The sequence below is a fragment of the Alsobacter metallidurans genome, assembly GCF_014636935.1.
Classification (GTDB): Bacteria; Pseudomonadota; Alphaproteobacteria; order Rhizobiales; family Beijerinckiaceae; genus Alsobacter; species Alsobacter metallidurans.
In genome coordinates this window covers 1,766,644-1,789,909 of the sequence record NZ_BMES01000002.1, presented here as the reverse complement: position 1 = coordinate 1,789,909, position 23,266 = coordinate 1,766,644, and the positions used below count along the sequence as shown (strand labels likewise).

The following is a 23,266-nucleotide window of genomic DNA, read 5'->3' as shown; positions in this document are numbered from 1 at the left end:
TCAGGCGGCGCGGCGTTCGTGCCGGCCTTCCTTCACCTCTTCGATGATCTTGGCCACGAAGGCGTCGAGATCGTCGGGCTTGCGGCTGGTGATCAGGCCCTTGTCAGTGACAACCTGCTGGTCGACCCAGGTCGCGCCGGCGTTGACCAGGTCCGTTTTTACCGACGGCCAGGACGTGACGGTGCGGCCCTTGGCGACGCCGGCCTCGACCAGCAGCCACGGGCCATGGCAGACGGCCGCCACCACCTTGCCGGCGTCATAGAACGCCTTCACCAGCTGCACGGCCTGGGGCTCGATGCGCAGCTTGTCGGGGTTGATCTGGCCGCCCGGCAGCACGATGGCGTCGTAGTCGCCGGCGCTCACCTCCGACAGCGTCTTGTCGACCTTGACGCTCTGGCCCCAATCGGTCTGGTCCCAGCCGCGGATCTCCCCGGCTTTCATGGTCCTCTCGGGCGACGCGACATGCACGGTAGCGCCCGCCGCCTTCAGCTGCTCCAGCGGCTTCATGAGCTCCGACTGCTCGAAGCCGTCGGTTGCGAGAATGAGAATCTTGGCCTGCCCGATATCGGTCATGGCTTGGCTCCGTGTTGGTGATTGGGAGCCGGGCAAACGCCCACCCGCCGGGCTGGTTCCGGCGATCCCTGTAGCGCGACGAAGCGCCGCCCTCATGCCTTCCCGAACCCGCCGCCCGTCGGCGTGATCACCGTCACGGCTTCGCCGGCCTCCAGCCCGGTCTGGTCGCAGCCGCCAAGTTCGTCGATGCGGCCGTCGAGACGGCGCACCAGGGTGCGGCCGAGTTCGCCCGGCTCGCCGCCGTCCATGCCGAAAGGCCGCACCTTGCGGTGGCTGGACAGGATGGCGCATTCCATCCGCTTCAGGAACCGGATGGTGCGGCTGGTGCCGTCGCCGGCGTTCCAGCGCCCCTTGCCGCCCGAGCCGGCGCGGATATGGAAGTCCTCCAGCAGCACCGGGAAGCGGTATTCCAGGATCTCGGGATCGGTCAGGCGCGAGTTGGTCATGTGGACATGCACGCCCGGCGTGCCGTTGAAGCCGGGGCCGGCGGGCGAGCCGGAGCAGATCGTCTCGTAATACTGGTACTCGTCGTTGCCGAAGGTGAGGTTGTTCATGGTGCCCTGCGAGGCCGCCATGGCCTCCAGCGCGCCGAACAGGCAGTTCGTCACCGCCTGCGACACCTCCACGTTGCCGGCCACCACGGCGGCCGGGTATTCGGGCGACAGCATGGAGCGCTCGGGCACCACGATGCGGATCGGCCTGAGGCAACCGGCGTTCATCGGGATGTCGTCGTCCACCATGACGCGGAATACGTAGAGCACGGCCGCGCGCGTCACCGGCGCGGGCGCGTTGAAGTTGTCGCCGCGCTGGGGCGAGGTGCCGGTGAAGTCCACCGTGGCCTCCCGCGCCGCCTTGTCCACCGTGATGCGGACCTTGATCGCGCAGCCTTGGTCCATCGGGTAGGTGAACTCGCAGTTGCGCAGCCGGTCCAGCACGCGCCGGACGCTCTCGGCGGCGTTGTCCTGCACGTGGCCCATATAGGCCTGCACGACGTCGAGCCCGAACTCGCCGATCACCTTGGAGAGCTCGCGCACGCCCTTCTCGTTGGCGGCGATCTGGGCCTTCAGGTCGTTGACGTTCTGCACCACGTTGCGGACCGGGTAGGTCGCGCCCAGCAGCAGCGCCTCGGTCTCGGCCTCGCGGAAGCGGCCTTCGTCGACGATCTTGAAATTGTCGATGTAGACGCCTTCCTGCTCGATCGTGGTCGCGAGCGGCGACATGGAGCCCGGCGCGACGCCGCCGACATCGGCATGGTGGCCGCGCGACGCCACCCAGAACAGGATCTCGGCGCCCGCCTGGTCGAACACCGGCGTGCAGACCGTGATGTCCGGCAGATGCGTGCCGCCATTGTAGGGCGCGTTCAGCATGTAGACGTCGCCGGGGCGGATGCGGCCCTCGTTCTGGCGGATGATGGTCTCGACGGACTTGTCCATGGAGCCCAGATGCACCGGCATGTGCGGGGCGTTGGCGACCAGCGCGCCCTCATGGTCGAACACCGCGCAGGAGAAGTCGAGCCGCTCCTTGATGTTCACCGAATAGGCGGTGTTCTGCAGCGTCACGCCCATCTGCTCGGCGATGGACATGAACAGGTTGTTGAAGATCTCCAGCATCACCGGGTCGGCGCTGGTGCCGACCGCCGTCCTTTTGGGCAGCGCCACTGCGCGGGTCAGGACGAGGTGGTCCTTGGCGGTGAGCGCGGCCTGCCAGCCGTCCTCGATCACCACCGTCTGGTGCGGCTCGATGACCAGCGCGGGGCCGCGCACGACGTGGCCGGGCGCCAGCTGCTCGCGAGCGTAGACGGCCGCCTCGCGCAACGCGCCGGCGCTGAAGATGCGGGTGCGCTCGGTGGGCTCGGGGAGCGGAGAGGCGGCGATCGCCTCCTCGGTCTCGGCGATGCCGGCGCCGCCGCCCACGGCCTCCACCGAAATGGCTTCGACGACCAGCGGCTTGGTCTCGTCGATAAAGCCGAAGCGCGCCCGGTGCGCTGCCTGGAAATGCTCGCGCATGGCGGCGAGGACGGTTTCTCCCTGCGCGCCAGCTCCGAGGTTGTCCGCCGCTACCGGAACCTCCAGCGACGTATCCGTGCCGGCGTAGCGCACATGGGCGCGCACAAGGAGCGCGATGGCGTCGGCGGGCACGCCCTGTCCGGCGACCTCGTCGCGGCAGATGGCGCCGAGGCGGTCTGCCTCGCGGGTCAGCGTTTCCAGCACGGCGGGCGCGAAGGGCTCCTCGATGGCCTGCTGGCGCGTGGCGCGGATGTCGGCGAGGCCCATGCCGTAGGCCGAGAGCAGCGACGAGAAGGGGTGGATCAGCACCGTCTTCATGGCCAGCGCGTCGGCCACCAGGCAGGCGTGCTGGCCGCTCGCGCCGCCAAAGGCGTTCAGCGCGTATTGGGTGACGTCGTAGCCGCGCGCCACCGAGATCTTCTTGATCGCCTCGGCCATGTTGGCGACCGCGATGCGCACGAAGCCGTCCGCGACCTCCTCGGCCGAGCGGCCGTCGCCGACTTCGGCAGCGAGCTCCGCGAAAGCGGCGCGCACGCTGTCGGCGTCGAGCGGCTGGTCCTGGTTCGGCCCGAAAATCCGCGGAAAGAAGGCCGGGTTCAGCTTGCCCAGCATCACGTTGGCGTCCGTGACGGCCAGCGGACCGCCGCGCCGGTAGCATTTCGGCCCCGGATTGGCGCCGGCCGAATCCGGGCCCACCCGGAAGCGCGCGCCGTCGAAATGCAGGATGGAGCCGCCGCCGGCCGCCACCGTGTGGATCAGCATCATGGGGGCGCGCATGCGCACGCCGGCCACCTCGGTCTCGAAGGCGCGCTCGTACTCGCCGTCGAAATGCGCCACGTCCGTGGAGGTGCCGCCCATGTCGAAGCCGATCACGCGGCCAAAGCCCGCCTCCTTGCCGGTCTCGGCCAGCGCCACCATGCCGCCGGCCGGGCCGGACAGGATGGCGTCCTTGCCGGCGAAGAGGCTGGCGGCCGTGAGTCCGCCGGAGGACATCATGAACATGAGCCTCGCGCCTGAGCGCTCGGCGTCCAGTTCGGAGGCGACCTGCTGCACATAGCGGCCCAGGATGGGCGACAGATAAGCGTCCACCACGGTGGTGTCGCCGCGCCCGACCAGCTTGATCAGCGGGCTGACCTCGTGGCTCACCGACACCTGCGGGAAGCCGAGCTCACGCGCCAGCGCCCCCACCTGGCGCTCGTGCTCGGGGTAGCGGTAGGCGTGCATGAACACCACCGCGACGGCCTTGAAGCCGGCCGCCCGGGCGGACTCCAGCTCCGTCCGGATGGCGGCGAGGTCCGGCGCCAGCTCGACCGCGCCGTCGGCGCGCACGCGTTCGGCGACCTCGACCACCTCGGCGTAGAGCTGCTCGGGCTTGATGATCTCCTTGGCGAAAATGTCCGAGCGGGCCTGGTACCCGATCCGCAGCGCGTCCCGAAAGCCCCGCGTGGTCACCAGCAGGGTGCGCTCGCCCTTGCGCTCCAGCAGCGCGTTGGTGGCGACCGTGGTGCCCATCCGGACGTCGCCAATCGCGCCGGACGGAATGGCGGCGCCGGGCGCGAGCCCCAGCAGGTCGCGGATGCCCTGCACTGCGGCGTCGCTGTAGGCCTCCGGATTCTCGGAGAGGAGCTTGCGGGCATGCAACTTGCCTCCCGGGTCCCGGCCGATCACGTCCGTGAAGGTGCCGCCGCGATCGATCCAGAAGTCCCAACGGGTCGTGGTCATGGCGGTCTCCTGGCGGCGCGGCAAGCCTCAACTCAGAAACATCGATAAATCGTGAGTGTTTCGTTGACAAGGTCGTCCGGCCGAATACGATCGAAATGTGGCGACGGTTTCTGCCCGGCGCCCCGAACCGGCGCCGAGGCCGGCCCTCGAGACACGGAGGCACGCTTCATGCGCATGGTGCTGGATCGACTCTACCTTTGGTCCGGCTACGCGGCCGGCGCATTCCTGATCGCGATCTTTGTGTTGATGATGCTCCTCTCGGTGGGGCGCGAGTTCAACCTGAACGTCGCGTCGGGCGATGACTTTGCCGCCTGGTCGCTGGTCGCAATGGCGTTTCTCGGCTTGGCCCACACCTTCAAGCGCGGCGAGATGATCCGGGTTGGGCTGTTGCTGGAGCGGCTGTCCGGGCGCCCCAAGCAGGTCGCCGAGCTCATCTCGCTCAGCGTCGCCGGCGCGTTCATCGGCTATTTCACGTGGCAGGCGGGCCAGCTCGCCTTCGACTCCTGGCGCTTCGGCGACATGTCGCAGGGCGTGGTGGTGATCCCGCTCTGGATCCCGCAATTCGGCATGGTGGCGGGCCTCGCCATCCTGCTGGTCGGGATCGTGGACGAGCTCGTGGTGGTGCTGCAGGGCCGCCGCCCGACCTACGAAATGGAGCCGGCCGCGACGCCCGAGGAGCTGATCGAGCGCATCGCGTCGGGCGGGGGAGTCTGAGCCATGTTCGGAGCCATTCCGCTTCCCGAACTGTCGATGATCCTGCTCGGGTTCCTGGTCGTCATCCTGGCCAGCGGAGTGTGGATCGCGGTCGGACTTGGCCTCGTCGGCCTCCTGGCGATGGTGCTCAGCACCAACGTGCCGATCGGGCAGGTGCTCGCCACCACGGTGTGGAGCGCCTCCGCCTCATGGACACTGGCGGCGCTGCCGCTGTTCATCTGGATGGGCGAAATCCTGTTCCGCACCCGGCTCTCCGAGCAGATGTTCCGGGGCCTGTCGCCCTGGCTGCAATGGCTGCCGGGTCGGCTCATCCACACCAACATCATCGGCTGCGGCATCTTCGCGGCCGTGTCCGGCTCCTCGGCGGCGACCTGCGCGACCATCGGCAAGATCGCGCTGCCGGAGCTGGAGAAGCGCGGCTATGACGCCCGCATGAGCCTCGGCACGCTGGCGGGCTCGGGCACGCTCGGCCTCCTGATTCCGCCGTCGATCCCGATGGTGGTCTATGCCGTGACGGCCAACGTCTCGGTGCTGCAGGTCTTCCTGGGCGGCTTCCTGCCCGGCCTGCTCGTGATGGCGCTCTACATGGGCTACGTCATCATCTGGGCGCTGCTGAACCCCGACAAGCAGCCGCCGCGCGATCCCTCGATGCCGTTCATGGACAAGCTGCGCCAATCGGCCAAGCTTCTGCCCTGCATGCTGCTGATCGCGGTGGTGTTCCTGTCGCTGATCCTCGGCTTCGCGACCGCCACCGAATGCGCCGCCTGGGGCGTCACCGGCGCGCTCGGGCTGGCGTGGTGGAGCGGCACGCTGACCCGCGAGGCGTTCTTCGACAGCGTGATGAGCGCCACGCGCCTCACCTGCATGATCATGCTGATCCTGGCCGGCGCGGCCTTCACCACCGCCGCGATGGCGTTCACCGGCATCCCGGCCGCGCTGGCTGAGTGGGTGAAGGGCCAGCAGCTCTCGCCGCACATGCTCGTGTTGGCGCTGACCTGCATGTACATCATCCTGGGCTGCCTGATCGACGGCATCTCGATGATCGTGCTCACGGCCGTGATCGTGCTGCCGATGGTGAAGCAGGCGGGGTTCGACCTGGTCTGGTTCGGCGTCTACCTCATCATTCATGTCGAAATGGCGCAGATCACGCCGCCGGTCGGCTTCAACCTGTTCGTGCTGCAGAACATGAGCGGCAAGGACACCATGACGATCGCAAAGGCGGCGTTCCCGTTCTTCCTGCTGCTGAACGTGGCCGTATTGATCATCACGACCTTTCCGCAGATCGTGCTCTACCTGCCGAAGCTCGCCTTTCCCGACTGACCCGCCGAACGAGGACACCCCGCATGACGACACCGCGCACCTTCGCGATCTCCGCCATCCTCGCCGGCTTCGGCGCGCTGGCCCTCGCCGCGCCCGCCTCGGCGCAGACCAAGTGGAACCTGCCGACCGCGTATCCGATCGACAACCTCCACACCGAGAACCTCGCCCAGTTCGTCAAGGACGTGGAGAGCGGCAGCGGCGGCAAGCTCGTGATCACGATCCACGCCAACGCGTCGCTGTTCAAGGCGCCCGAAATCAAGCGCGCGGTCGCAACCGGGCAGGCGCAGATCGGCGAGGTGCTGATGTCGCTGCATGAAAACGAGGACCCGATCTTCGGCGTCGACGTCGTGCCGTTCCTGGCCTCCAGCTTCAAGGACTCCAAGAAGCTCTGGGACGCGTCCCGCCCGGCCGTCGAGAAGAAGCTGGCCAGCCAGGGTCTGGTCACCCTCTACGCCGTGCCGTGGCCGCCGCAGGGCATCTACGCCAAGAAAGACATCAACAGCGTCGAGGACATGAAGGGGCTGAAATGGCGCTCGTACAATGTCGGCACGGCGCGCATCGGCGAGTTGGTCGGCGCCCAGTCGGTCACCATCCAGGCCGCCGAGCTGCCACAGGCGCTGGCGACCGGCGTGGTGAACTCGTTCATGTCCTCCGGCGCGACCGGCTATGACAGCAAGGTCTGGGAGAGCCTCGACCACTTCTACGACACGCAGGCCTGGCTGCCGAAGAACCTCATCTTCGTGAACAAGGCCGCTTTCGACGCGCTCGACAAGGCCACCCAGGACGTCGTCATGAAGGCCGCCGCCGCCGCCCAGGAGCGCGGCTGGAAGCTCTCCGAGGACAAGACCAAGTGGTACCTCGACCAGCTCTCCTCCAAGGGCATGAAGGTGCAGGCCCCAAGCCCGGCGCTGGCTGACGGCTTCAAGAAGATCGGCGAGCAGCTCACCGCCGACTGGATCAAGAAGGCCGGCGCCGACGGCCAGGCCGTGGTGGACGCCTACAAGAAGATGTGACGAACGCCGGGCGGCTCCGAGGGGCGCCCGCCACCGACACCGTCATCCCCGGCGCGCTGAAGGCGCGGGAAGGGGTCCAGGCGATTGGGCGCAGTTTCTGGTTCGGCGCCTTTGGATCCCTTCCCCTGCGCGGCTCCGCCGCTTCGGCCGGGGATGACGGCGGAGAGAAAACGCCCAACTGGTCGAGCCAGCAAACCCGATGTCCGAACGCCCGCGAAGCTCGTCTGATCTCGGCCCGATCGTGTCCTCGGCGCACCTTGCCGCCGGGGCGCTGCCGGCGCTGTCGGAGTTCGAGTTCGGGCTCATTCTGGTGTCGCATGCCTTCCATCGCTGGATGGTGCGCGCCATGGCGGCGGCGGGGTTTCCGGACCTTTCGGCGCTAGACGTGCTGGTGCTGCACAACGTCAATCATCGTGGCAAGGCCAAGCGCCTCGCCGACATCTGCCTTGTGCTGAATATCGAGGACACACACCTCGTCACCTACGCGGTTAAGAAACTCGAGCGCCTCCGGCTGGTGAAGAGCGGCAAGGCGGGCAAGGAGAAGACTGTCGCGATCACGCCCGCCGGCGCGCAGGCCTGTGATCGCTACCGGGAGATCCGCGAGGGGCTGCTGGTGCAGGCCGTGAAAGGGCTCGGGTTCGAGGAGGGGCGTCTTTCGGAACTCGCCGCCGCCATGCGGGCGTTGTCGGGCCATTACGACCAGGCGGCCCGCTCGGCGGCGTCGCTTTAGCGTGCTGTGGAGATTTCGCGTCAAGATTGTGGCTGAGCGTGTCCGCCGTGCACTTGACCCCACGGCGACGCTTTCGCATCGTGCGGCAAATCAATCGGAGCCGGCCATGCACGGAATGATGCGACACGTCCTGAAGGCCCTCGTGGGCGCGCTGGTCGCGACCGCCACAATCGTCGGGCCGGCGGCCGCCGAGGAGCGGATTCCGGCCGAACGCTGGACGCTGCCCTACAAGGCCTATCCGGAGAACATCCCGTCCTGCGCGGATCCGGCGGTGCTGAGCAAGATCCAGGATCGCTTCTCCGAAACTGAGAGCACCTATTGGGCGTCTGCGGCGCAGATCGTCGCCTTCGACACCGTCCGGCCGCTCGGCTTTCGCCCCTGGGGGCTGGACTTCATTCCCCGGCTGTTCTGCACCGGGACCGTGGTGGTGAACGACGGCCGTCGCCACAGGATCGACTACTCGGTGGCGGAGGACCTTGGCCTCTTCGGCTATGGCTGGGGCGTCGAATATTGCGTGCAGGGCTTCGACCGCGAACGGGCCTACTCGCCGGCCTGCAAGATGGCCCGCCCCTGAATCACCGAGGGCCGTCCGTTGGGGCGGCCCTTTTTCGTCGTCACATCGTTCAATTGTTTCTTTTGATCATTGGAGCCAGCCATGGGTTCGAGCAGGGCGCGCAGCTTGCGCGGGTTGATCGGGGCGGCGCTCGCCGTTCTGGCCATCGGCTTTGCGTCCGCCGCCTCGGCGCAGCAGGGCGAGCGTCGCGGCGCAAGCGCCGGCGATTTCGACTTCTACGTTCTCGCGCTGTCCTGGTCGCCGGGCTTTTGCTCCGCCGGGGGCGGTGACGACAAGGCGCGCGACCAGTGCCAGTCCGGCTCCAATCTCGGCTTCGTGGTGCATGGCCTTTGGCCACAATACGAACGCGGATTTCCGAGCGAATGCTCGCCGGCCGGGCGCAACCCGTCGCGCATCGCCCTAGAGGCCACCAAGGGCGTGTTTCCGGACGAGGGCCTGGCCCGCTATGAGTGGCGCAAGCACGGAACCTGCTCGGGCCTGAGCCCCACCGACTACTTCGCGGCCGTGAAGGCGGCCCGCGATCGGCTGGTCGTGCCGCCTGGCCTCAAGGAGCCAAAGGCGGACCAGACCTGGACATCCATCGATCTCGAACGCGCCTTCGTGGCCTCCAATCCGGGGCTGCGCACCGACATGATGAGCGTCGACTGCAAGCGCGAGACGCTGCAGGAGATACGCGTGTGCTTCAGCAAGGACCTGCGCGACTTCGTGGCCTGCCCGGAGGTGAACCGCCGCGGTTGCCGCGTCCGGGAAATCAAGGTTCCGGCCGTTCGCTGAGCCACGTCTCCCTTTCGCGCGGCGTTGTCGCTGTTATGCTGGCGCATGCTCACGCGCGTTCTCGCTTTGGCGGCCTGCGCGATCGCGGCCGCCGCCGCCGCGCCGGGGTTCGCCTTGGCGGAGGGCCGCTTTGCGCCTTGGGGGCCTGATCCGCCGCTGCCGCCCTGCACCTGCCGGGCGCAGGGGCAGGATTTCCAGATGGGCGATACGATCTGCATGCGTACGCCCGACGGATCGCGCATCGCCCGCTGCGTGATGGTGCTCAACAACACGAGCTGGGAGCCCACCGCCACGCCGTGCCCGCAGGCTTCTGCGCCGGGCCGCATGGACCTGATCATAGCGGCGCGGATTGTTCCAGATGCGTGCCCGCGGGGGCGTTCCTGACCACTGGTCGTTTGCTCACCGGGGGCGCATCGGCTAACGCTGGCGCATGCGTTGGCGCCATGGCCCCCCCGGGCCGCCCCAGGGCTGCGGGCCGTTTCGGCGCCGCGGCTACCATCACGGACAGTTGCGCGAGGCCTTGATTGCGGCGGCGCGCGAACTTTTGGGCGTGCGTGGGCCTGAGGGCTTCTCGCTGACGGACGCTGCCAAGCACGCAGGCGTCAGCCCGGCCGCGCCCTATCGCCATTTCCGCGATCGCGAGGCGCTGCTTTCGGAAGTGGCCCGCGAGGGCTTCGCGCTGTTTGCACAACGCCTGGCCGGGGCGCTCTCGGCCGGCCCGGACGCACAGGCGAGCTTCGCCGCCATGGGACGGGCCTATCTGGCCTTTGCGCGCGAGGAGCCGGGCTTCTACGCCGCCATGTTTTCGCGGCGCGTCGCCGACGAGCCAGACGCCGAGCCGTCCGGCGGCGAGGCCTACGCGATGCTGCTGCGCGGCGTTTCGGGCGCTCTGGCCGGGCATGTCAGCAGGGGCGTTGACGCCGAACGTATCGCCCGGCAGGTCTGGGCGATGAGCCACGGAGTCGCAACGCTCGAGCGCTCCGGCTGCTTTGGCCCGCCGGACGCCTCCCGGGCGGAGGATTTGCTCGTCAGCGGCGTCGAAGCCTTGATCCGGGGCTCCGCGAAGCCGACACCGACCGTCTGATGCGCGTGCCGGCAGCCGTTTCCGGACTGCCCATCCGTCTGAACGGCTCCTCCTGAGCTTCAGGCGCGTCTTCGCCCGATCGAGCATGCTCCTCCTTAGGTTCAAACGCCTCCTTCCGCGATCCCGTCCCTTGACACGCCCGTCGGCGCCCCCAATGTAAATGCATGTTACATTTACATGGGAGGGACGGGATGTCCTGTTCAGCAGCTTACAGGTTTGAGGGCCGCTCCGGCTGGAGGACCCGGGACGGACGCGAGGGACGGGGCGCATGGCGGCCGTTCGAACTCGCCGCCATGATCGCCGGCTTCGTGTTCTTCTGGCCGATCGGCCTCGCCATCCTGTTCTACAAGGGATGGAAAGAAGGCTGGTGGTTCGCCTCCTGCCGCGCCCCCGACGGCGAGGGTCGGATGGCCATGCGCTGGGGCGGGCAGGGCCGAGACGGCGGCGATGGCCGGGGACCGGGCTGGCGCCGACACGAGCTCCGGCGTGATAGCGGCAACTCGGCGTTCGAGGATTACAAGTCGGCCGAGATCGCGCGCCTTCAGGCCGAGTTCGACAGGCTCGTGGACGAGCAGCGCGCCTTCGGCGAGCATCTCGAGAGCCTGCGCCGGGCCAAGGACAAGGAAGAGTTCGACGCCTTCCTGGCAAGCCGCCGCAATGCCCAGGGCGGCGGCCAGGCCGGCTCGAACCCGGAACAGCCCCAAGGCTAGCCGGCTCTTTGGGGCTTCAACGAAGAAGGGCGCGCCGACCGGGCGCGCCCTTTTGTTTGCCCCAAGGGCGCTAGCCCCTCAGTGGATCACCATCGCGGTAAACGGCCACACATAGGCCTGCAGCATCACGAGCACGCCCACGAGGCAGGCGAGCACGATGGAATGCCAGAACACATAGCGCAGGATCGTGCCCTCGTGGCCGAACCAGTTGGTGGCCGTGGAGGCGACCACGATGCTCTGCGCGTCGATCATCTTGCCCATGACGCCGCCGGATGAGTTGGCCGCGCCCATGAGGATGGGCGAGAGGCCGAGCTGTTCGGCGGTGATCTTCTGCAATCCGCCGAAGAGAACGTTGGAGGCCGTATCCGACCCCGTCAGCGCCACGCCCAGCCAGCCGAGCAGGGTGCCGAAGAAGGGGTAGAGCACGCCCGTCGCCGCGAAGGCGAGGCCGAGCGTGGCGTCGAGGCCCGAGTAGCGGGTGAGGGTGCCGATCGCCAGCATGGCCATGATGGTCAGCAGCGAATAGCGCACCACCCAGAGCGTTTGGCCATAGGCCCGCACCAGTTGCCCGGGCGTGAACTTCATCACGAAGCCCGCGATGATGGCCGCGATCAGGATGCCTGTGCCGGTGAAGGACAGATAGGTGAACGCGAACACCGCGCCCTCGTTGGCGGGCTTCGCCACCACCGGAGGCACCTTCTGGATCATGTTGTGCAGGCCCTCCACCGGGTAGTTCCAGGTGAAGATCGGGTTGACCAGGTTCTTGAACCACTGGCCGCCCCAGATGATGACCACCACGGACAGGATCGCCCACGGAACCCACGACATCCGCACCTGCTCGGGCGTCGGATTGGGGATCGCGACCGCGGCGGTCGGCGGCGCCGTGGCGGCCGAGTCGTCACGGGTGCGGAGCTTGGGCGAGAGCCAGAGCTCGGCCGGCTGCCACACCTTCAGGAAGCCGATCAGGCACACCATCGAGACGATGGCGGCGACGATGTCGACGACCCACGGGTTGATGTAGTTCGACACCACGAACTGCGGCACCGCGAACGAGACGCCGCACACCAGGATGGCCGGCCAGATCTGGATCATGCCGCGCCAGCCAGCGAAGGCCCAGATGAGCCAGAAGGGGACGATCAGCGAGAAGAACGGCAGCTGCCGCCCCACCATCGCGCCCAGCAGGTAGGGATCGAGGCCTGTCACGGTGGCAAGGCCCTGGATGGGGGTGCCGAGCGCGCCGTAGGCGACCGGGGCTGTGTTGGCGATCAGCGACAGGCCCGCGGCGGCAAGCGGCGAGAAGCCGAGCCCCATCAGGATGGCGCCGGTCACGGCCACGGGCGTGCCGAAGCCGGACGCGCCCTCGAAGAAGGCGCCGAACGAGAAGGCGATCAGCAGCAGCTGCAGGCGCCGGTCCGGCGTTATGCCGCCGATGGAGCCCTGCAGCACCTGGAACCAGCCCTTCTCCACCGTGAGCCGGTAGAGGAAGATCACGTTCAGGATGATCCAGCCGATCGGGAACAGGCCCGTGACGGCGCCGAACACGGCGGCCCGGATGGCGACGCCCGCCGGCATCGTGAAGATGAAGATCGCGACCAGCAGCGCGATGACGAGCGCAATGAAAGCCGCCACATAGGCTTCCACCTTGCCCCACGCGATGAGGCCGAGCAGCACCACCACAGGTAGCGCGGCCAGGAGCGTCGAGAGCACGGTGCTCCCGGTTGGGTTATAAACTTGCTGCCACATGGCGTTCCCCAGTTTCCCCCGCCCGGTTCCGTCCGGGGAGCATTGTCCGGCCTTCAAGGCGCAAGGCGGCCGAGTAACCGCCTGGTAACCCTGTTCTACACTATCCTGCCGTAGTTTCGACATGATCTTTTCGGGCGCGATCCACAACTCAAAGTGGCGGCGCTATTCCTGTGGATAGTCTGGCGGGAGGCTCCCGCCAGCGCGTCGCGCGCGCTGTCGAGAAAATCTGATGCAGCCGCGACACGGCTCCGGCGTTCTTTATCTTCCTTAAAGAAACCGATCGCATTGTCTCGACCATGCGACGCGGAGTAGCCCTGTTTTTAGTCGGCTCCGCCGTCCTCGGTCTGTCCGGCTGTGGCCTGTTCGTCTACGAGCAGCGCGCGCCATGGCGAGACCAGGCGGAACAAGCCTGCTTGGCCTCGAAGGCCGTGCGCGTCTCGAACTATGTCGAGCCAGCGCGAGAGATTTCGGGCCCCGGAGCCTGCGGCATGCTGCAGCCGTTCCGGGTCTCGGCCGTGGCGGAGGGATCCGTCGCCCTGAGCAGCAAGGCCACCTGGGCCTGCCCGGTGATCCCGGTCATCGACGGCTGGGTCAACGAGGTCGTGCAGCCGGCGGCCGAACTCTATTACGGCGCGCGCGTGGTGGAGCTGAAGGCGGGGTCCTACTCCTGCCGCAGCGTCATGAACCGACGTGGCGGGCCACGTTCCGAGCACGCGTTCGGCAACGCCATGGACGTGATGGCGTTTCGGCTCTCGGACGGCCGGGAGATCTCGGTGGCGCGCGGCTGGCGCGGCCAGCAGATCGAGCAGGAATTCCTTCGCGAGGTTTTCGTGGCCTCGTGCGAGCGGTTCACCACCGTGCTTGGGCCGGGCTATCCGCAGCACGATGACCATTTCCACCTCGACCTCGCGCGCCATGCGGGCGGTCGCAAGGTTTGCAAGCCGATCATCAAGTTTGCGCCGCGGCTCGACGCCATCGCGCGGGCGGGCGGCATGCTGACGCCACGGCCGGTAGGCATGGGCTCGGGACAGACGCCGCGCTATTCCGAGGGCGCAGCCGTCGGCGCCGGGCCGGGCGAGCGTCGGCCGGTTGCGCAGGGCTATCCGGGGGTCGGGACGCCGCCGGCCTATGGCCAGCAGGCCGGCGTCATCCGTGCGCCAGCGACCGGCACGGGCGGCCTCTACGGCGCTTCGGCGCCCCGGCCCGCCACCTATCCGGGCATCGCGGGCGGCCCGATGTCGCTCGGCGTTCCGGGCGCGGCGGCCACGCCGGAGGGCTCCGACATGGAAGAGATGCTGGAATCGGACGAAGACCCCTACGCGGCCCAGCCGCAAGCGGCTGCTCCGCCGGCTCCCGCGAAGAAGGGCTGGTTCTGGTAGGGACTTTACTCGGGTGCGACGAGGCCGGCTCTTTGAAGCCAAGCCTCTGGGACCGCACAAAGCCCCTCATCGCGAGGACCTTCGCCCCTTGGCGACGTGTCTCGTAGGACGATATACGCCAGCGTCCTCCGGGAGCAGGCCCAAGTTGGCCTGCTCCGCAGGATGAGGGTCGTGTCAGCGACCCCGACACGCTCCAGCCGCCACTCAGCCGTGCCGCGCCATCGCTCCCGCGCGCTTTACCACCGCGTCGGCCGGCTTGCCCGAGAGCTCCGCCAAATGATCGAGGCTCGCCGTGAACGCTCCGACGCCGGCCGTGGCCGAGCGCAGCTCGATGATGAGGTCTCCCATCTCGGCCTCGGGGATCAGCGCCTTCAGCACGTCCCACCCATCCCAGCCCGGGCGCGCGTCGTAGCCCAGGATCTGGCCACGGCGGCCGGTCACGATTGCGGTCGCCTTGGCCATGCAATCCGACGGGATCGCGATCTCGACCGACTGGATAGGCTCCAGCAGCACCGGCTGGCATTTTGGCAAGGCTTCCGCCATCGCGATGCGGGCCGCCTGCCGGAAGGCCATGTCGGAGGAATCCACCGAATGGTGCGACCCGTCCGTCAGCGTCACCCGGATGTCCACCACCGGGAAGCCGAGCCCGCCGGCCCCGAGCGCCTCGCGCGCGCCGTGCTCCACGGAGGAGATGTACTGGCGCGGCACCACGCCCCCGACGATCCGGTCCACGAACTCGAACCCGGTCCCGCGCGGCAACGGCTCCACCTCGATCACCACGTCGCCGAACTGGCCGTGGCCGCCGGTCTGCTTCTTGTGCCGCCCCCGCACGGAAGTCTTGCTCCGCACCGTCTCGCGATAGCCGACATGCGGCTCGCGCCGGTCCACCTGGACGCCGTAGCGACTGGCGAGCCTCTCGGTCGCGACCTTGAGGTGCACCTCGCCCTGGCCGGTCATGCGCAACTCGCCCGTGTCGGGCATGTGCCGCACGATCAGCGCCGGGTCCTCCTCGGTCAATTTCTGCAGCGCCGCGTTGAGGCGGACGTCGTCCTTGCGGTCCCGGGTCGCGATCGCGATCGTGTAGACGGGCTCGGGCGGCGCCACGGAGGCGACCGCGCGCGGCGGGCTCTTGCCCACCCCGAAGCTGTCGCCCGTGCCGATGCCCTCCAGCTTGGCGAAGGCCAGCACGTCGCCCGTCTGGGCGTCGCCCTCGCGGGAGCTGGCCGCGCCGGCCAACCGCTGCACCCCGGCCACGCGGGCTTCCGCGCCATGCGAGCCCACCACCACGTCGCCTTCCTTGATCGATCCGCGCAGCACACGCGCCACCGAGAGCTTGCCGCCATGCGCGGTGTGCACGGTCTTCATCACATGCGCGAGCGGCGCGCCGTCCGCCGCAACGCCCAGGCGGTTGCGCACGGCAGCGACGCCCGGCGCCTCATGCCGGATCGCTTTCAGGAGCCGCGTCACGCCATTGCCCCGGTCGGCCGAGCCGAACAGCACCGGCACGGCGTGCCCTTCGCGCAGCTCTTGCCGCAGGTCCTCGAACACCTGGTCGCGCGGCGGCTCGATCTCCTCGATCAGCTCCTCCATGAGGGCGTCGTCATAGTCGGCCAGCCGCTCCAGCATGGAGTAGCGCGCCTCGCGCTCGGCCCCGACCTCCTCGGCCGGGATTTCCACCACTTCGCTGGCGGCGTGCTCGCGGTACACGAAGGCCCTCTCCAGCGCGAGGTCGATGAACCCCACCGCGATGCCGTTCTTCCAGATGGGGATCTGCCGCAGCAGCAGGGGCGTCCGCGATGCGGGCTGCAAAAGCGACAGCGTCTCGTGGACGCGGCGCGACGCGGTGTCGATCTTGTTGATGAACAGGAAGCGCGGGATGCCGGCTTCCTCGAGGTCGCGCAGGATCACCTGCAGGGCCGGCAGCTTGCGTTCGTCCTGCTCGCACACGACCACGGCGGCGTCGCAGGCAGGGGTCACGGCCCGCATCTCATGGAGGAATTCCACCGAGCCGGGGCAGTCGACGAAGGTCATGCGTTCGCCGAGGAAGGTGCAACTCGCGATGTTGGGCTCCACCCCGTGCCCATGCGCCCGCGCCTCAGCGCTGGCGTCGCCAGTGGCTGTTCCGTCCGTCACCCGGCCGGCGCGGGTCAGCGCGCCCGTTCGTTCCAGTATGGCTTCGAGCAGCGTTGTCTTGCCGCTCTGGAAAGGCCCCACGATGGCGACGCACCGCGGGCCTGCGGCTGATCTTCCGGCGTTGTTCTCCGATCCTGCGGGTGCTTGACCTGACATGGCCTGATCTCCCTTGAACGGGAGGCGCGTTGGCCGTAGCGCCGGCCAACTGTCTCCTGACATGGCCTTTCGAACAGGTCGATGCTCCGCCCGTCGGCAGGCGGATGCAAGCGAAATGCAGGTCAGGATGGTTGCCCTGTCTCGGGCAATTCAGCGCCAGGCGGTCAGCTTCCGCTCGATCCACCCGAGCAGCCCCGCGATCGCGAGCCCTAGCAGGGACAGCACCACCACGCCGCCGAGCAGCCGGTCGGATTGCATCAGGTTGCCGGCCGCCAGCACCATCGCGCCGATGCCCCGGTTGGCGCCGATCATCTCGGCGGCGACCAGCAGCACGATGGAAATCGAGGATGCGATGCGCAGCCCCGACAGGATCCCGGGCAGCGCGCCCGGCAGCACGATCTTGCGTACGATCGACCAGGACGACAGTCCGAATGAGCGGCCCATCCGCACCAGCGAGCGGTCGACGCCGTCCACGGCCCCGTAAGTGGCGACTACGGTGGGAAAAAACGACCCGAACGCGATGGTGGCCAGCTTGGAGCCCTCGCCGATGCCGAACCACAGGATGAACAACGGCAGAAGCGCGATCTTGGGGATCGGAAACAGCGCCGAAACCACCGCGACGCCGGGCGAGCGCACGGCCGAGAACAGCCCTACCGCCAGGCCGAAGCCGACGCCCGCCGTCGCCCCGATCGCGAAACCGCCGAAGAGCCGGCCCAGCGAAGCCGCCAGGTGGCCGGCGAGTTCGCCGGAGCGCGCCAGCGCGAACAGCGAACCGAACACCTCGCGCGGGCTCGGCGCCATCACGGGATCGAGCCAGCCGACGCTCGAAGCCAGTTGCCAGAACGCCACAAGGGCGACCAGCGCGGCCGCGCCCGCCACCCGCCGGGTGCGCGGCAGGAAGAGATCGCCCCGAAACGTGACAGGCTTCGTCGTCAAGCCCGCTGGCTCCGTCATCGCGCCAGCTCCCGGTCGGCCGCCGCCGCATCGGCGCGGATCAGCTCCCACAGGTCCCGCGCCTGCGCGACCAGCGCGGCGTCGCCCGCGCGCCGTTCGCCGCGCGGGCGGTCCAGCCGCACCTCGGCTCGCACCCGGCCCGGCCGGCGCGACAGCACCACGATCCGGTCCGCCAGCCGCACGGCCTCGTCGAGATTGTGCGTGACATACACGGTGGAGAGCTCCCCGCTCGCATGCAGGGCAATCAGGTCGTCCATCAGCAACTCGCGCGTCTGCCCGTCCAGCGCCGAGAGCGGCTCGTCCATCAGCAGGATCGCCGGCCGCACCGCGAGCGCCCGTGCGATTCCGACGCGCTGCCGCATGCCGCCCGAGAGCTGCCGCGGCCAGGCGCCGGCGAAGTCTCCCAGGCCCGTGCGGTTGAGCGCGTCCCGCACCACGGCGTCGCGCTCACTTTCCGGCATCGTGTGCTCCTCCAGCGGCAGCCGGACATTTCCGGCCACCGTACGCCAAGGCAGCAGCGCGAAATCCTGGAACACGTAGGTGATCGGGTTCAACGACCGCGCCGGCGCGGCGCCCTCCGTGGCGACCGTTCCGGCGTCCGGCCGCTCCAGCCCACCCAGGATGCGCAGCAACGTCGACTTGCCGCAGCCCGACGGCCCGACCACCGCCACCACCTCGCCTTCGGCTACGCCGAGCGAGACGTCGTCCAGCACCGGCAGAGGTCCGTAGCGATGGGTGATGTTGGAGGCGGCGAGCTTCATGAGTGGGGTAGCTCTCACGCCGACCGTAAGGGCGCAAGCCCTTCGCGAGGCAGACGAGGAACGCGGTTGTGACGGAGGAAGCGTCAGGGTTCGCGCACGACCCCGGCGTCACCCCACCCCGCCGGGCTTCGCTCGTCGACCCTCCCCCTCAAGGGGAGGGTGGGCTGCGGCGACGTTTTGCAACGTGTCAGGGTCTCGTTTCGCTGGCTCCGGCCCGAGATGATGCGGCCGGATCAGCGATTAAGTCGTTTCAATTCGCGTTCAGGTGTCCTTGGACAAAGCTCAGGTCCAGCATCGCCTTGGCGTCGACGCCGGCGTCGACGAGGCCCTGCTGCTTGCACCATTCCACCTGCCGGACGAGGTCGGCCACGTCCAGCCGCGCCTGCGGGTCGACGAAAAAGGCCGAGGCCTTCACCTTCGGGACGGCCGTTTCGGCCGGCTCGCCCGGGTACACGGACCTGGCGATCAACGCGGCGGTCTCGTCCGTGTGCGGAGTGGTCACGATGGCGCCGCTCGCGTCCTTTTGCAGGAATGCCGCGTAGTAGTCGGCCGCGCCCTTCTGGTAGGCCCGCACAAATTTCTCCACGGTGGCGCGCTTGTTGGCGACCGTGCGCGAGGCCGTGAACAACCCGCCGAACTGGTACTCGTCGAAGTCCGAGTAGCGGCCCAGCAGCTTGGCGTCGCCGCTGGCGATCAGCGCCTTGGCGAGGTGCGGCGCGATGATGATGCCGTCCACCTGGCTGGACTTCAGCGCCGCCATCATGTTGGGCAGCGACTGCAGCGGCTTCATGTCGACCTTGGCCAGGTCGAAGCCCTTGATGCGGGCGAGCTGCCCGATCTGGTAGTGAAACGACGATCCCACCTGCGAGATGCCGAGCGACTTGCCGGCGAACTGGCTGATGTCCGTGAAGCCCTTCTCGGCCGCGCCCTTGGAGGCCAGCACGAGGTTGCCCTCATAGCCCTTCGCCTCCTTGGCCTGCGCGGCGATGATCTTCAGCGCGCCCTTGCCGGCGAGGTTGAAGAACCCGCCCGTGAAGGCCGTGACGCCGAAATCGACGTCGCCCGACACCACCGCGAGCGAGATCGGCTGCGCGGCCTCGAAGAAGGTGAGGTTCACGTCGAGGCCCTCGGCCTTGAAGTAACCCTTCTCGACCGCCGTGAAGAGCCCGCCCGACGACACGAAGCGCAGGACGCCGACATTCACCTTCTCCTGCGCGGAGGCGGGGGCGGCGAGGGCCAGCCCGGCCGAGATCGCGGCGGCGAACAGCAACAAGAGACGGGTGCGGAGCAACGGCATGGGGGATCCTCCCGAGGCCGTCTGCGCGGCCGAGACGCCGCGACATTAGTGATTTTCGTCGCCGAGGAAACAGCGCTGACGCCGCGTACGCATGCGAAAAGGGCGGCCGACGAGAGCCGGCCGCCCTTGTTCATCATGAAAATGCCGACTCAGCGCGCCGGGCGCAGCTCGAGGGCCGAAACGCCGAGCGCCAGGCTGGCGCCCGTCTGCGCGCCCACCGAGAGCGGCTGGAGGCTGATGGTGTTGTTGTTGCCGCCCACCAGCGCATTGGCGCTGACGCCCGCGCCCGCCGTGGCCTCGGCGGAGCCGCCCGCGTACGCTCCGGCCAGCGCGCCGCGTGGCCAGGCGTTGGTGGGGGCGAAAACGCCCCACACCATCACGCCCTTGTCGGTCGCGCCGATGTCGAGGCCGAAGCGGCGGATTGTGCCGACATAGGTCTCCCGAGCGCCGCGCGACGGTGAGAAGCGGCAGGCCATGGTCTTGCTGGAGGTGATGATCAGCCCCAGGCCGCCCGACACGTTGCAGCGAAGCGTGCCGACCTTGACGGCCGCCTCCGCGGACGAAACGCCGGCCACGATGCCGGCCGCCAGCGCGGCGGCGGCGAGAAGGGGTGCGCGGAGCGTGCGGACGTTCATTGAAGGCCTCCTGTGGGCGGCGGTGTGCAAAAGCGCAACCAGCAGACAACCGATCATGGGCCGGAAGGTTCGTTCCCCGCGCCGTGCTGAAGCACAAGCGCGAGGCGAGGTGACTATCAGGATCGGTTCAGGCGATCAGCCCGCGCATGGGCTCCACCGCCATGGAGTCCGGGAAGACCTGCCCGCCCAGCACGGCGCGCGACAGGCCGAGATGGTCGGCCAGCACGCCCTTGGTGATCGCCCGGAGATCCGTGGTGGGCTTCAGGTCGCGGGCTTCGTGGAGCTGCGCCTCCTTCAGCCCCGGCCAGTCGGCGATCACGCGGCCGCCCTTCACGGCGCCGCCGGCCAGAAACGCGCAAGTGGCGGTGCCGTGGTCGGTGCCCACCGTGCCGTTGATGCGCGCCGTGCGGCCGAACTCGGTCACCACCAGCACGGCGGTGTCCTTCCACGCCGGCCCGAGCGTTTCCTCCAGCGCCGCCAGCGCGCCGTCCAGCCCGCCCAGCAACTGCGCAAGCTGGCCGGTGGCGCCGCCCTCGTTAGCGTGCGTGTCCCAGCCGCCGAAGGCCAGCGCGGCGAGCCGGGGTCCGTCGTTGGCCGCCATCAGCCGTCCCGCGCCCTCCGCGGCGCGGCGCATGGCTTCGGCTCCGCCGCCGCCCCTGCGGTTCTGGCCGCCGCCATTGCGGGTCGCGATCATCTCGGCGTCGAGGCCGCGAGTCAGCGCGTCGCCCAGCGCCGGGTCCTTTTGCCGGTAGAGATCCAGCACCCTGGCGGCGAGATCGTCCTCGGCCTTGGGCAGGCCCTGCGGCGCCCAGCCCAGCACGGGCGCCTTGCCGCGGATCACCAGCGGCGTGGTGGCCCCGACCCCGACCCCGCCGAGCTTGCCGATGCGCTCGCCCTTTGGCAGCGCCGCCAGCGCCCGGTTCATCCAGCCGCTGTCCACCGGCGCGACGCCCGGCAGGCCGCTCTCCAGCACGTCCTGCCCGTCGAAATGCGAGCGCGACCGGTAGGGCGTGGCCGTCGCGTGAACCACGCTGGCCTGCCCTGCCTTGTAGAGGCGGGCGAAGTTCGGCATCGCCGGATGCAGGGCGAAAAAGCCGTTCAGCGGCAGCGCGGCGTTGTCTCCGGTCGCCGACAGCGCAATGCCGGCCCGCAGCGCCGCATAGTCGGGGTCGCCCACCGGCGCCACGGCCGAGAGCCCATCCAGCGCGCCGCGCAGCACGATGGTGACGAGTCGCGGATCCTTGCCCCCTGCCGCATGGGCGAAGCGCGGCGCAAACGCCCAGGCGAACAGCGCCCCGCCGGTCACCAGCACGGCGCGGCGGGACGGATCGGGCGCCTCGCAGCAGGCAGCCTCGGGACCGGTGAGAAACGGATGCGACATGGCGAGCTCCCGGCTCATCGGCGCTGGAATTCGGGGGACATGAACACCAGCGCGACCGCCTGGGCGCGGCTTTCCGCGCGCGCCACGGCCTGGCGGGTCTCGGCCGACGCTGCCGGCCCAATTGTGGTCTCCAGCAGAGCCTGCGGATCCAGTTTGGCGTTTTGCCGGCCCCACTGCGCGGCCGCGTCGAGACGCGCCGAGACGCCCTCGGGCGAGGCCCATTCGGCCGACTGGTCGGAGAAGCCGTTGGGGCCGATCGGCTGCCACAAGGGCTGGCCCATGACCTGCAGAACGCCCGTAACGGCGCCCGGATCGGGCGTCTTGCCGGTGGCCCGAAACGCCGCGATCAGGAAGTCCTGCGGGGTCCGCAGCTTGGCAGCCGGCGCGGACCAAGCCTCCGGGGCGCTCACCAGCACGCGCGTCACCGCCGCGAGGTCGCCCTTGCTGTCCAGAAACGTCTTGGCCAACCGATCCACCAGCATCTTCGGCGGCTGGTCGGCCACGAAATGGGTCGCCAGCTTGCGGGCGACGCGCCGCGCGGTCGCGGGGTGCACGGCGAGGTCGGCCAGCACGGCCTCGCCCTGGCGCTGGTCGTCCTGCATGTAAGTCTTGCCCAGCACCACATGGTCGCCCGGTTCGTGCCGGGCAGGCGCGAAGGTGAAACGTCCGCCGTGCAAGAGGTCCTCGTCCGGCGACGTCACCGTCCAGCCGGTGATGATGCGCGACAGGCTGGTCACGTCAGCCTGCCCGTAGCCGCCGTCGACCCCGAGCGTGTGCAGCTCCAGGATCTCGCGGGCGAGATTCTCGTTCAGCCCGCGCTTGCCGTTCTGCCCGCCCTTGGAGGTCGGGCCGACGGATTGGTGATTGTCGAGGTAGTAGAGCATCGCCGGGTGCTGCTCCACGGCCTTCAGCATGTCTCCGAAGCGCCCGAGCACAAAGGGCCGGATGGCCTCGCGCTCGAACGAGCCGCACAGCATGCGCAACCCCGGGCCCTTGGCGGCCGACACCGCGAAGTGGTTGGACCAGAACAGCGTCAGCCGTTCCACCAGCCCGTTCTCCGTGCCGAGCAGCCGGGCGAAGCGCGCCACCACCTCGGCGCGAAAGGCGGCCTGCTCGGGCGGTTCCGGCTGCTTGGGCGGCGGCGCCAAGGACCCTCCCGCCATGGCTCCGCTTGGCGGCTGCATCGTCCGGGCATTGGTCTCGTCCTGCATGTTGACGCCGGGCGCGGCGGCCGCCATGGCGGCCTGAGCAAGCTTCGCCGCCCTGCGTTCGTTCTCGAAGCGGCGCGCGTCCACGAGGTTGCGGCTGCTGTCCTGCAAGGGCGGGAACCCCGCCACGTCCGCCAGAGGTCGCACCGCGGCAGGGCTCAGCTGAGCGAGCACGAAGCCGCGCGGGTCGGAGCCGACACGCGCCAGCTCTCCGGGCATGGCGCCGAGGCCAAAGCGGTTCAGGGCGACCAGAGACAGGCGGGGATCAACGGCCATGATAATGTCCGGGGGTCCGCCACGATAGGGAGCGGACATGGGCTGCATTAAGGCCTACCAGACGTTAAGGATCGTTTTCGGAAAGGCTCCAATACCGAGCCATGGCCTCTGGCCGCGCCGGTC

At 68.9% G+C, this 23,266-nt stretch carries 20 protein-coding genes and 1 pseudogene; 10 read left to right on the top strand and 11 right to left on the bottom strand.

The window, feature by feature from the left end; translation table 11 throughout:
* The 3 genes and pseudogenes from IEV99_RS18715 to IEV99_RS24010 form a co-directional block, all read right to left on the bottom strand.
* A complete protein-coding gene (locus IEV99_RS18715; protein WP_188519229.1) occupies positions 1-573 on the bottom strand; it encodes a type 1 glutamine amidotransferase domain-containing protein in 573 nt (190 codons plus the stop codon).
* A 92-nt stretch (positions 574-665) separates the two neighbouring features.
* Positions 666-2,783 carry a hydantoinase B/oxoprolinase family protein gene (locus IEV99_RS24015; protein WP_371875814.1) on the bottom strand — a complete coding sequence of 706 codons (2,118 nt, stop codon included), beginning with the start codon at positions 2,781-2,783 and terminating at the stop codon, positions 666-668.
* 23 nt (positions 2,784-2,806) lie between these two features.
* A pseudogene (locus IEV99_RS24010) lies at positions 2,807-4,301 on the bottom strand (hydantoinase/oxoprolinase family protein); the annotation flags it as partial.
* A 168-nt stretch (positions 4,302-4,469) separates the two neighbouring features.
* Between IEV99_RS24010 and IEV99_RS18705 the strand changes: the two are divergent.
* The 9 genes from IEV99_RS18705 to IEV99_RS18665 all read left to right on the top strand — a co-directional run bounded on the left by IEV99_RS18705 (position 4,470) and on the right by IEV99_RS18665 (position 11,220).
* Positions 4,470-5,015 (top strand): TRAP transporter small permease, encoded by a 546-nt coding sequence (locus tag IEV99_RS18705; protein WP_188519227.1) that lies wholly within the window; start codon positions 4,470-4,472, stop codon positions 5,013-5,015.
* Positions 5,016-5,018: 3 nt separating this feature from the next.
* A complete protein-coding gene (locus tag IEV99_RS18700) occupies positions 5,019-6,335 on the top strand; it encodes a TRAP transporter large permease (protein WP_188519226.1) in 1,317 nt (438 codons plus the stop codon).
* Between the two features lie 23 nt (positions 6,336-6,358).
* A complete protein-coding gene (locus tag IEV99_RS18695) occupies positions 6,359-7,348 on the top strand; it encodes a TRAP transporter substrate-binding protein (protein WP_188519225.1) in 990 nt (329 codons plus the stop codon).
* Between the two features lie 199 nt (positions 7,349-7,547).
* Complete coding sequence (locus IEV99_RS18690) at positions 7,548-8,078, top strand: winged helix DNA-binding protein (protein ID WP_188519224.1); 531 nt, start codon at positions 7,548-7,550, stop codon at positions 8,076-8,078.
* Between the two features lie 106 nt (positions 8,079-8,184).
* A complete protein-coding gene (locus IEV99_RS18685; RefSeq protein WP_244643928.1) occupies positions 8,185-8,652 on the top strand; it encodes a hypothetical protein in 468 nt (155 codons plus the stop codon).
* Positions 8,653-8,733: 81 nt separating this feature from the next.
* Positions 8,734-9,426, top strand: a complete 693-nt coding sequence (locus IEV99_RS18680; protein ID WP_188519223.1) for a ribonuclease T2 family protein — start codon at positions 8,734-8,736, stop codon at positions 9,424-9,426.
* Positions 9,427-9,471: 45 nt separating this feature from the next.
* Positions 9,472-9,810 carry a hypothetical protein gene (locus tag IEV99_RS18675; RefSeq protein WP_188519222.1) on the top strand — a complete coding sequence of 113 codons (339 nt, stop codon included), beginning with the start codon at positions 9,472-9,474 and terminating at the stop codon, positions 9,808-9,810.
* Positions 9,811-9,856: 46 nt separating this feature from the next.
* Positions 9,857-10,510, top strand: coding sequence for a TetR/AcrR family transcriptional regulator (locus IEV99_RS18670; protein ID WP_188519221.1), 654 nt, complete (start codon positions 9,857-9,859; stop codon positions 10,508-10,510).
* A 164-nt stretch (positions 10,511-10,674) separates the two neighbouring features.
* Positions 10,675-11,220 carry a DUF2852 domain-containing protein gene (locus IEV99_RS18665; protein ID WP_371875802.1) on the top strand — a complete coding sequence of 182 codons (546 nt, stop codon included), beginning with the start codon at positions 10,675-10,677 and terminating at the stop codon, positions 11,218-11,220.
* Positions 11,221-11,298: 78 nt separating this feature from the next.
* Here the strand turns inward: IEV99_RS18665 and IEV99_RS18660 are convergent, their stop codons facing one another.
* Positions 11,299-12,963, bottom strand: a complete 1,665-nt coding sequence (locus tag IEV99_RS18660) for an L-lactate permease (protein WP_188519219.1) — start codon at positions 12,961-12,963, stop codon at positions 11,299-11,301.
* Between the two features lie 296 nt (positions 12,964-13,259).
* Here IEV99_RS18660 and IEV99_RS18655 point away from each other — a divergent pair, with 296 nt between their 5' ends.
* A complete protein-coding gene (locus IEV99_RS18655) occupies positions 13,260-14,342 on the top strand; it encodes an extensin-like domain-containing protein (RefSeq protein ID WP_188519218.1) in 1,083 nt (360 codons plus the stop codon).
* A gap of 204 nt (positions 14,343-14,546) precedes the next feature.
* Here the strand turns inward: IEV99_RS18655 and IEV99_RS18650 are convergent, their stop codons facing one another.
* From IEV99_RS18650 to IEV99_RS18620, 7 genes are all read right to left on the bottom strand, one after another.
* Positions 14,547-16,631: an elongation factor G gene (locus IEV99_RS18650; RefSeq protein WP_188519217.1), complete on the bottom strand. Its 2,085-nt coding sequence runs from the start codon at positions 16,629-16,631 to the stop codon at positions 14,547-14,549.
* A 150-nt stretch (positions 16,632-16,781) separates the two neighbouring features.
* Positions 16,782-17,585 carry an ABC transporter permease gene (locus IEV99_RS18645; RefSeq protein WP_188519216.1) on the bottom strand — a complete coding sequence of 268 codons (804 nt, stop codon included), beginning with the start codon at positions 17,583-17,585 and terminating at the stop codon, positions 16,782-16,784.
* On the bottom strand, positions 17,582-18,346 hold the full coding sequence (locus tag IEV99_RS18640; RefSeq protein WP_188519215.1) for an ABC transporter ATP-binding protein: 765 nt from the start codon (positions 18,344-18,346) through the stop codon (positions 17,582-17,584). The genes IEV99_RS18645 and IEV99_RS18640 overlap by 4 nt, the downstream gene beginning before the upstream one ends.
* Before the next feature lie 250 nt (positions 18,347-18,596).
* Entirely contained in the window at positions 18,597-19,643 is a 1,047-nt protein-coding gene (locus IEV99_RS18635; RefSeq protein ID WP_188519214.1) for an ABC transporter substrate-binding protein, read from the bottom strand.
* Between the two features lie 149 nt (positions 19,644-19,792).
* Positions 19,793-20,278 carry a DUF992 domain-containing protein gene (locus tag IEV99_RS18630; RefSeq protein WP_188519213.1) on the bottom strand — a complete coding sequence of 162 codons (486 nt, stop codon included), beginning with the start codon at positions 20,276-20,278 and terminating at the stop codon, positions 19,793-19,795.
* Between the two features lie 127 nt (positions 20,279-20,405).
* Complete coding sequence (locus tag IEV99_RS18625) at positions 20,406-21,659, bottom strand: DUF1501 domain-containing protein (protein ID WP_188519212.1); 1,254 nt, start codon at positions 21,657-21,659, stop codon at positions 20,406-20,408.
* Between the two features lie 14 nt (positions 21,660-21,673).
* Entirely contained in the window at positions 21,674-23,143 is a 1,470-nt protein-coding gene (locus IEV99_RS18620) for a DUF1800 domain-containing protein (RefSeq protein WP_188519211.1), read from the bottom strand.
* Between the last annotated feature and the right edge of the window lie 123 nt (positions 23,144-23,266).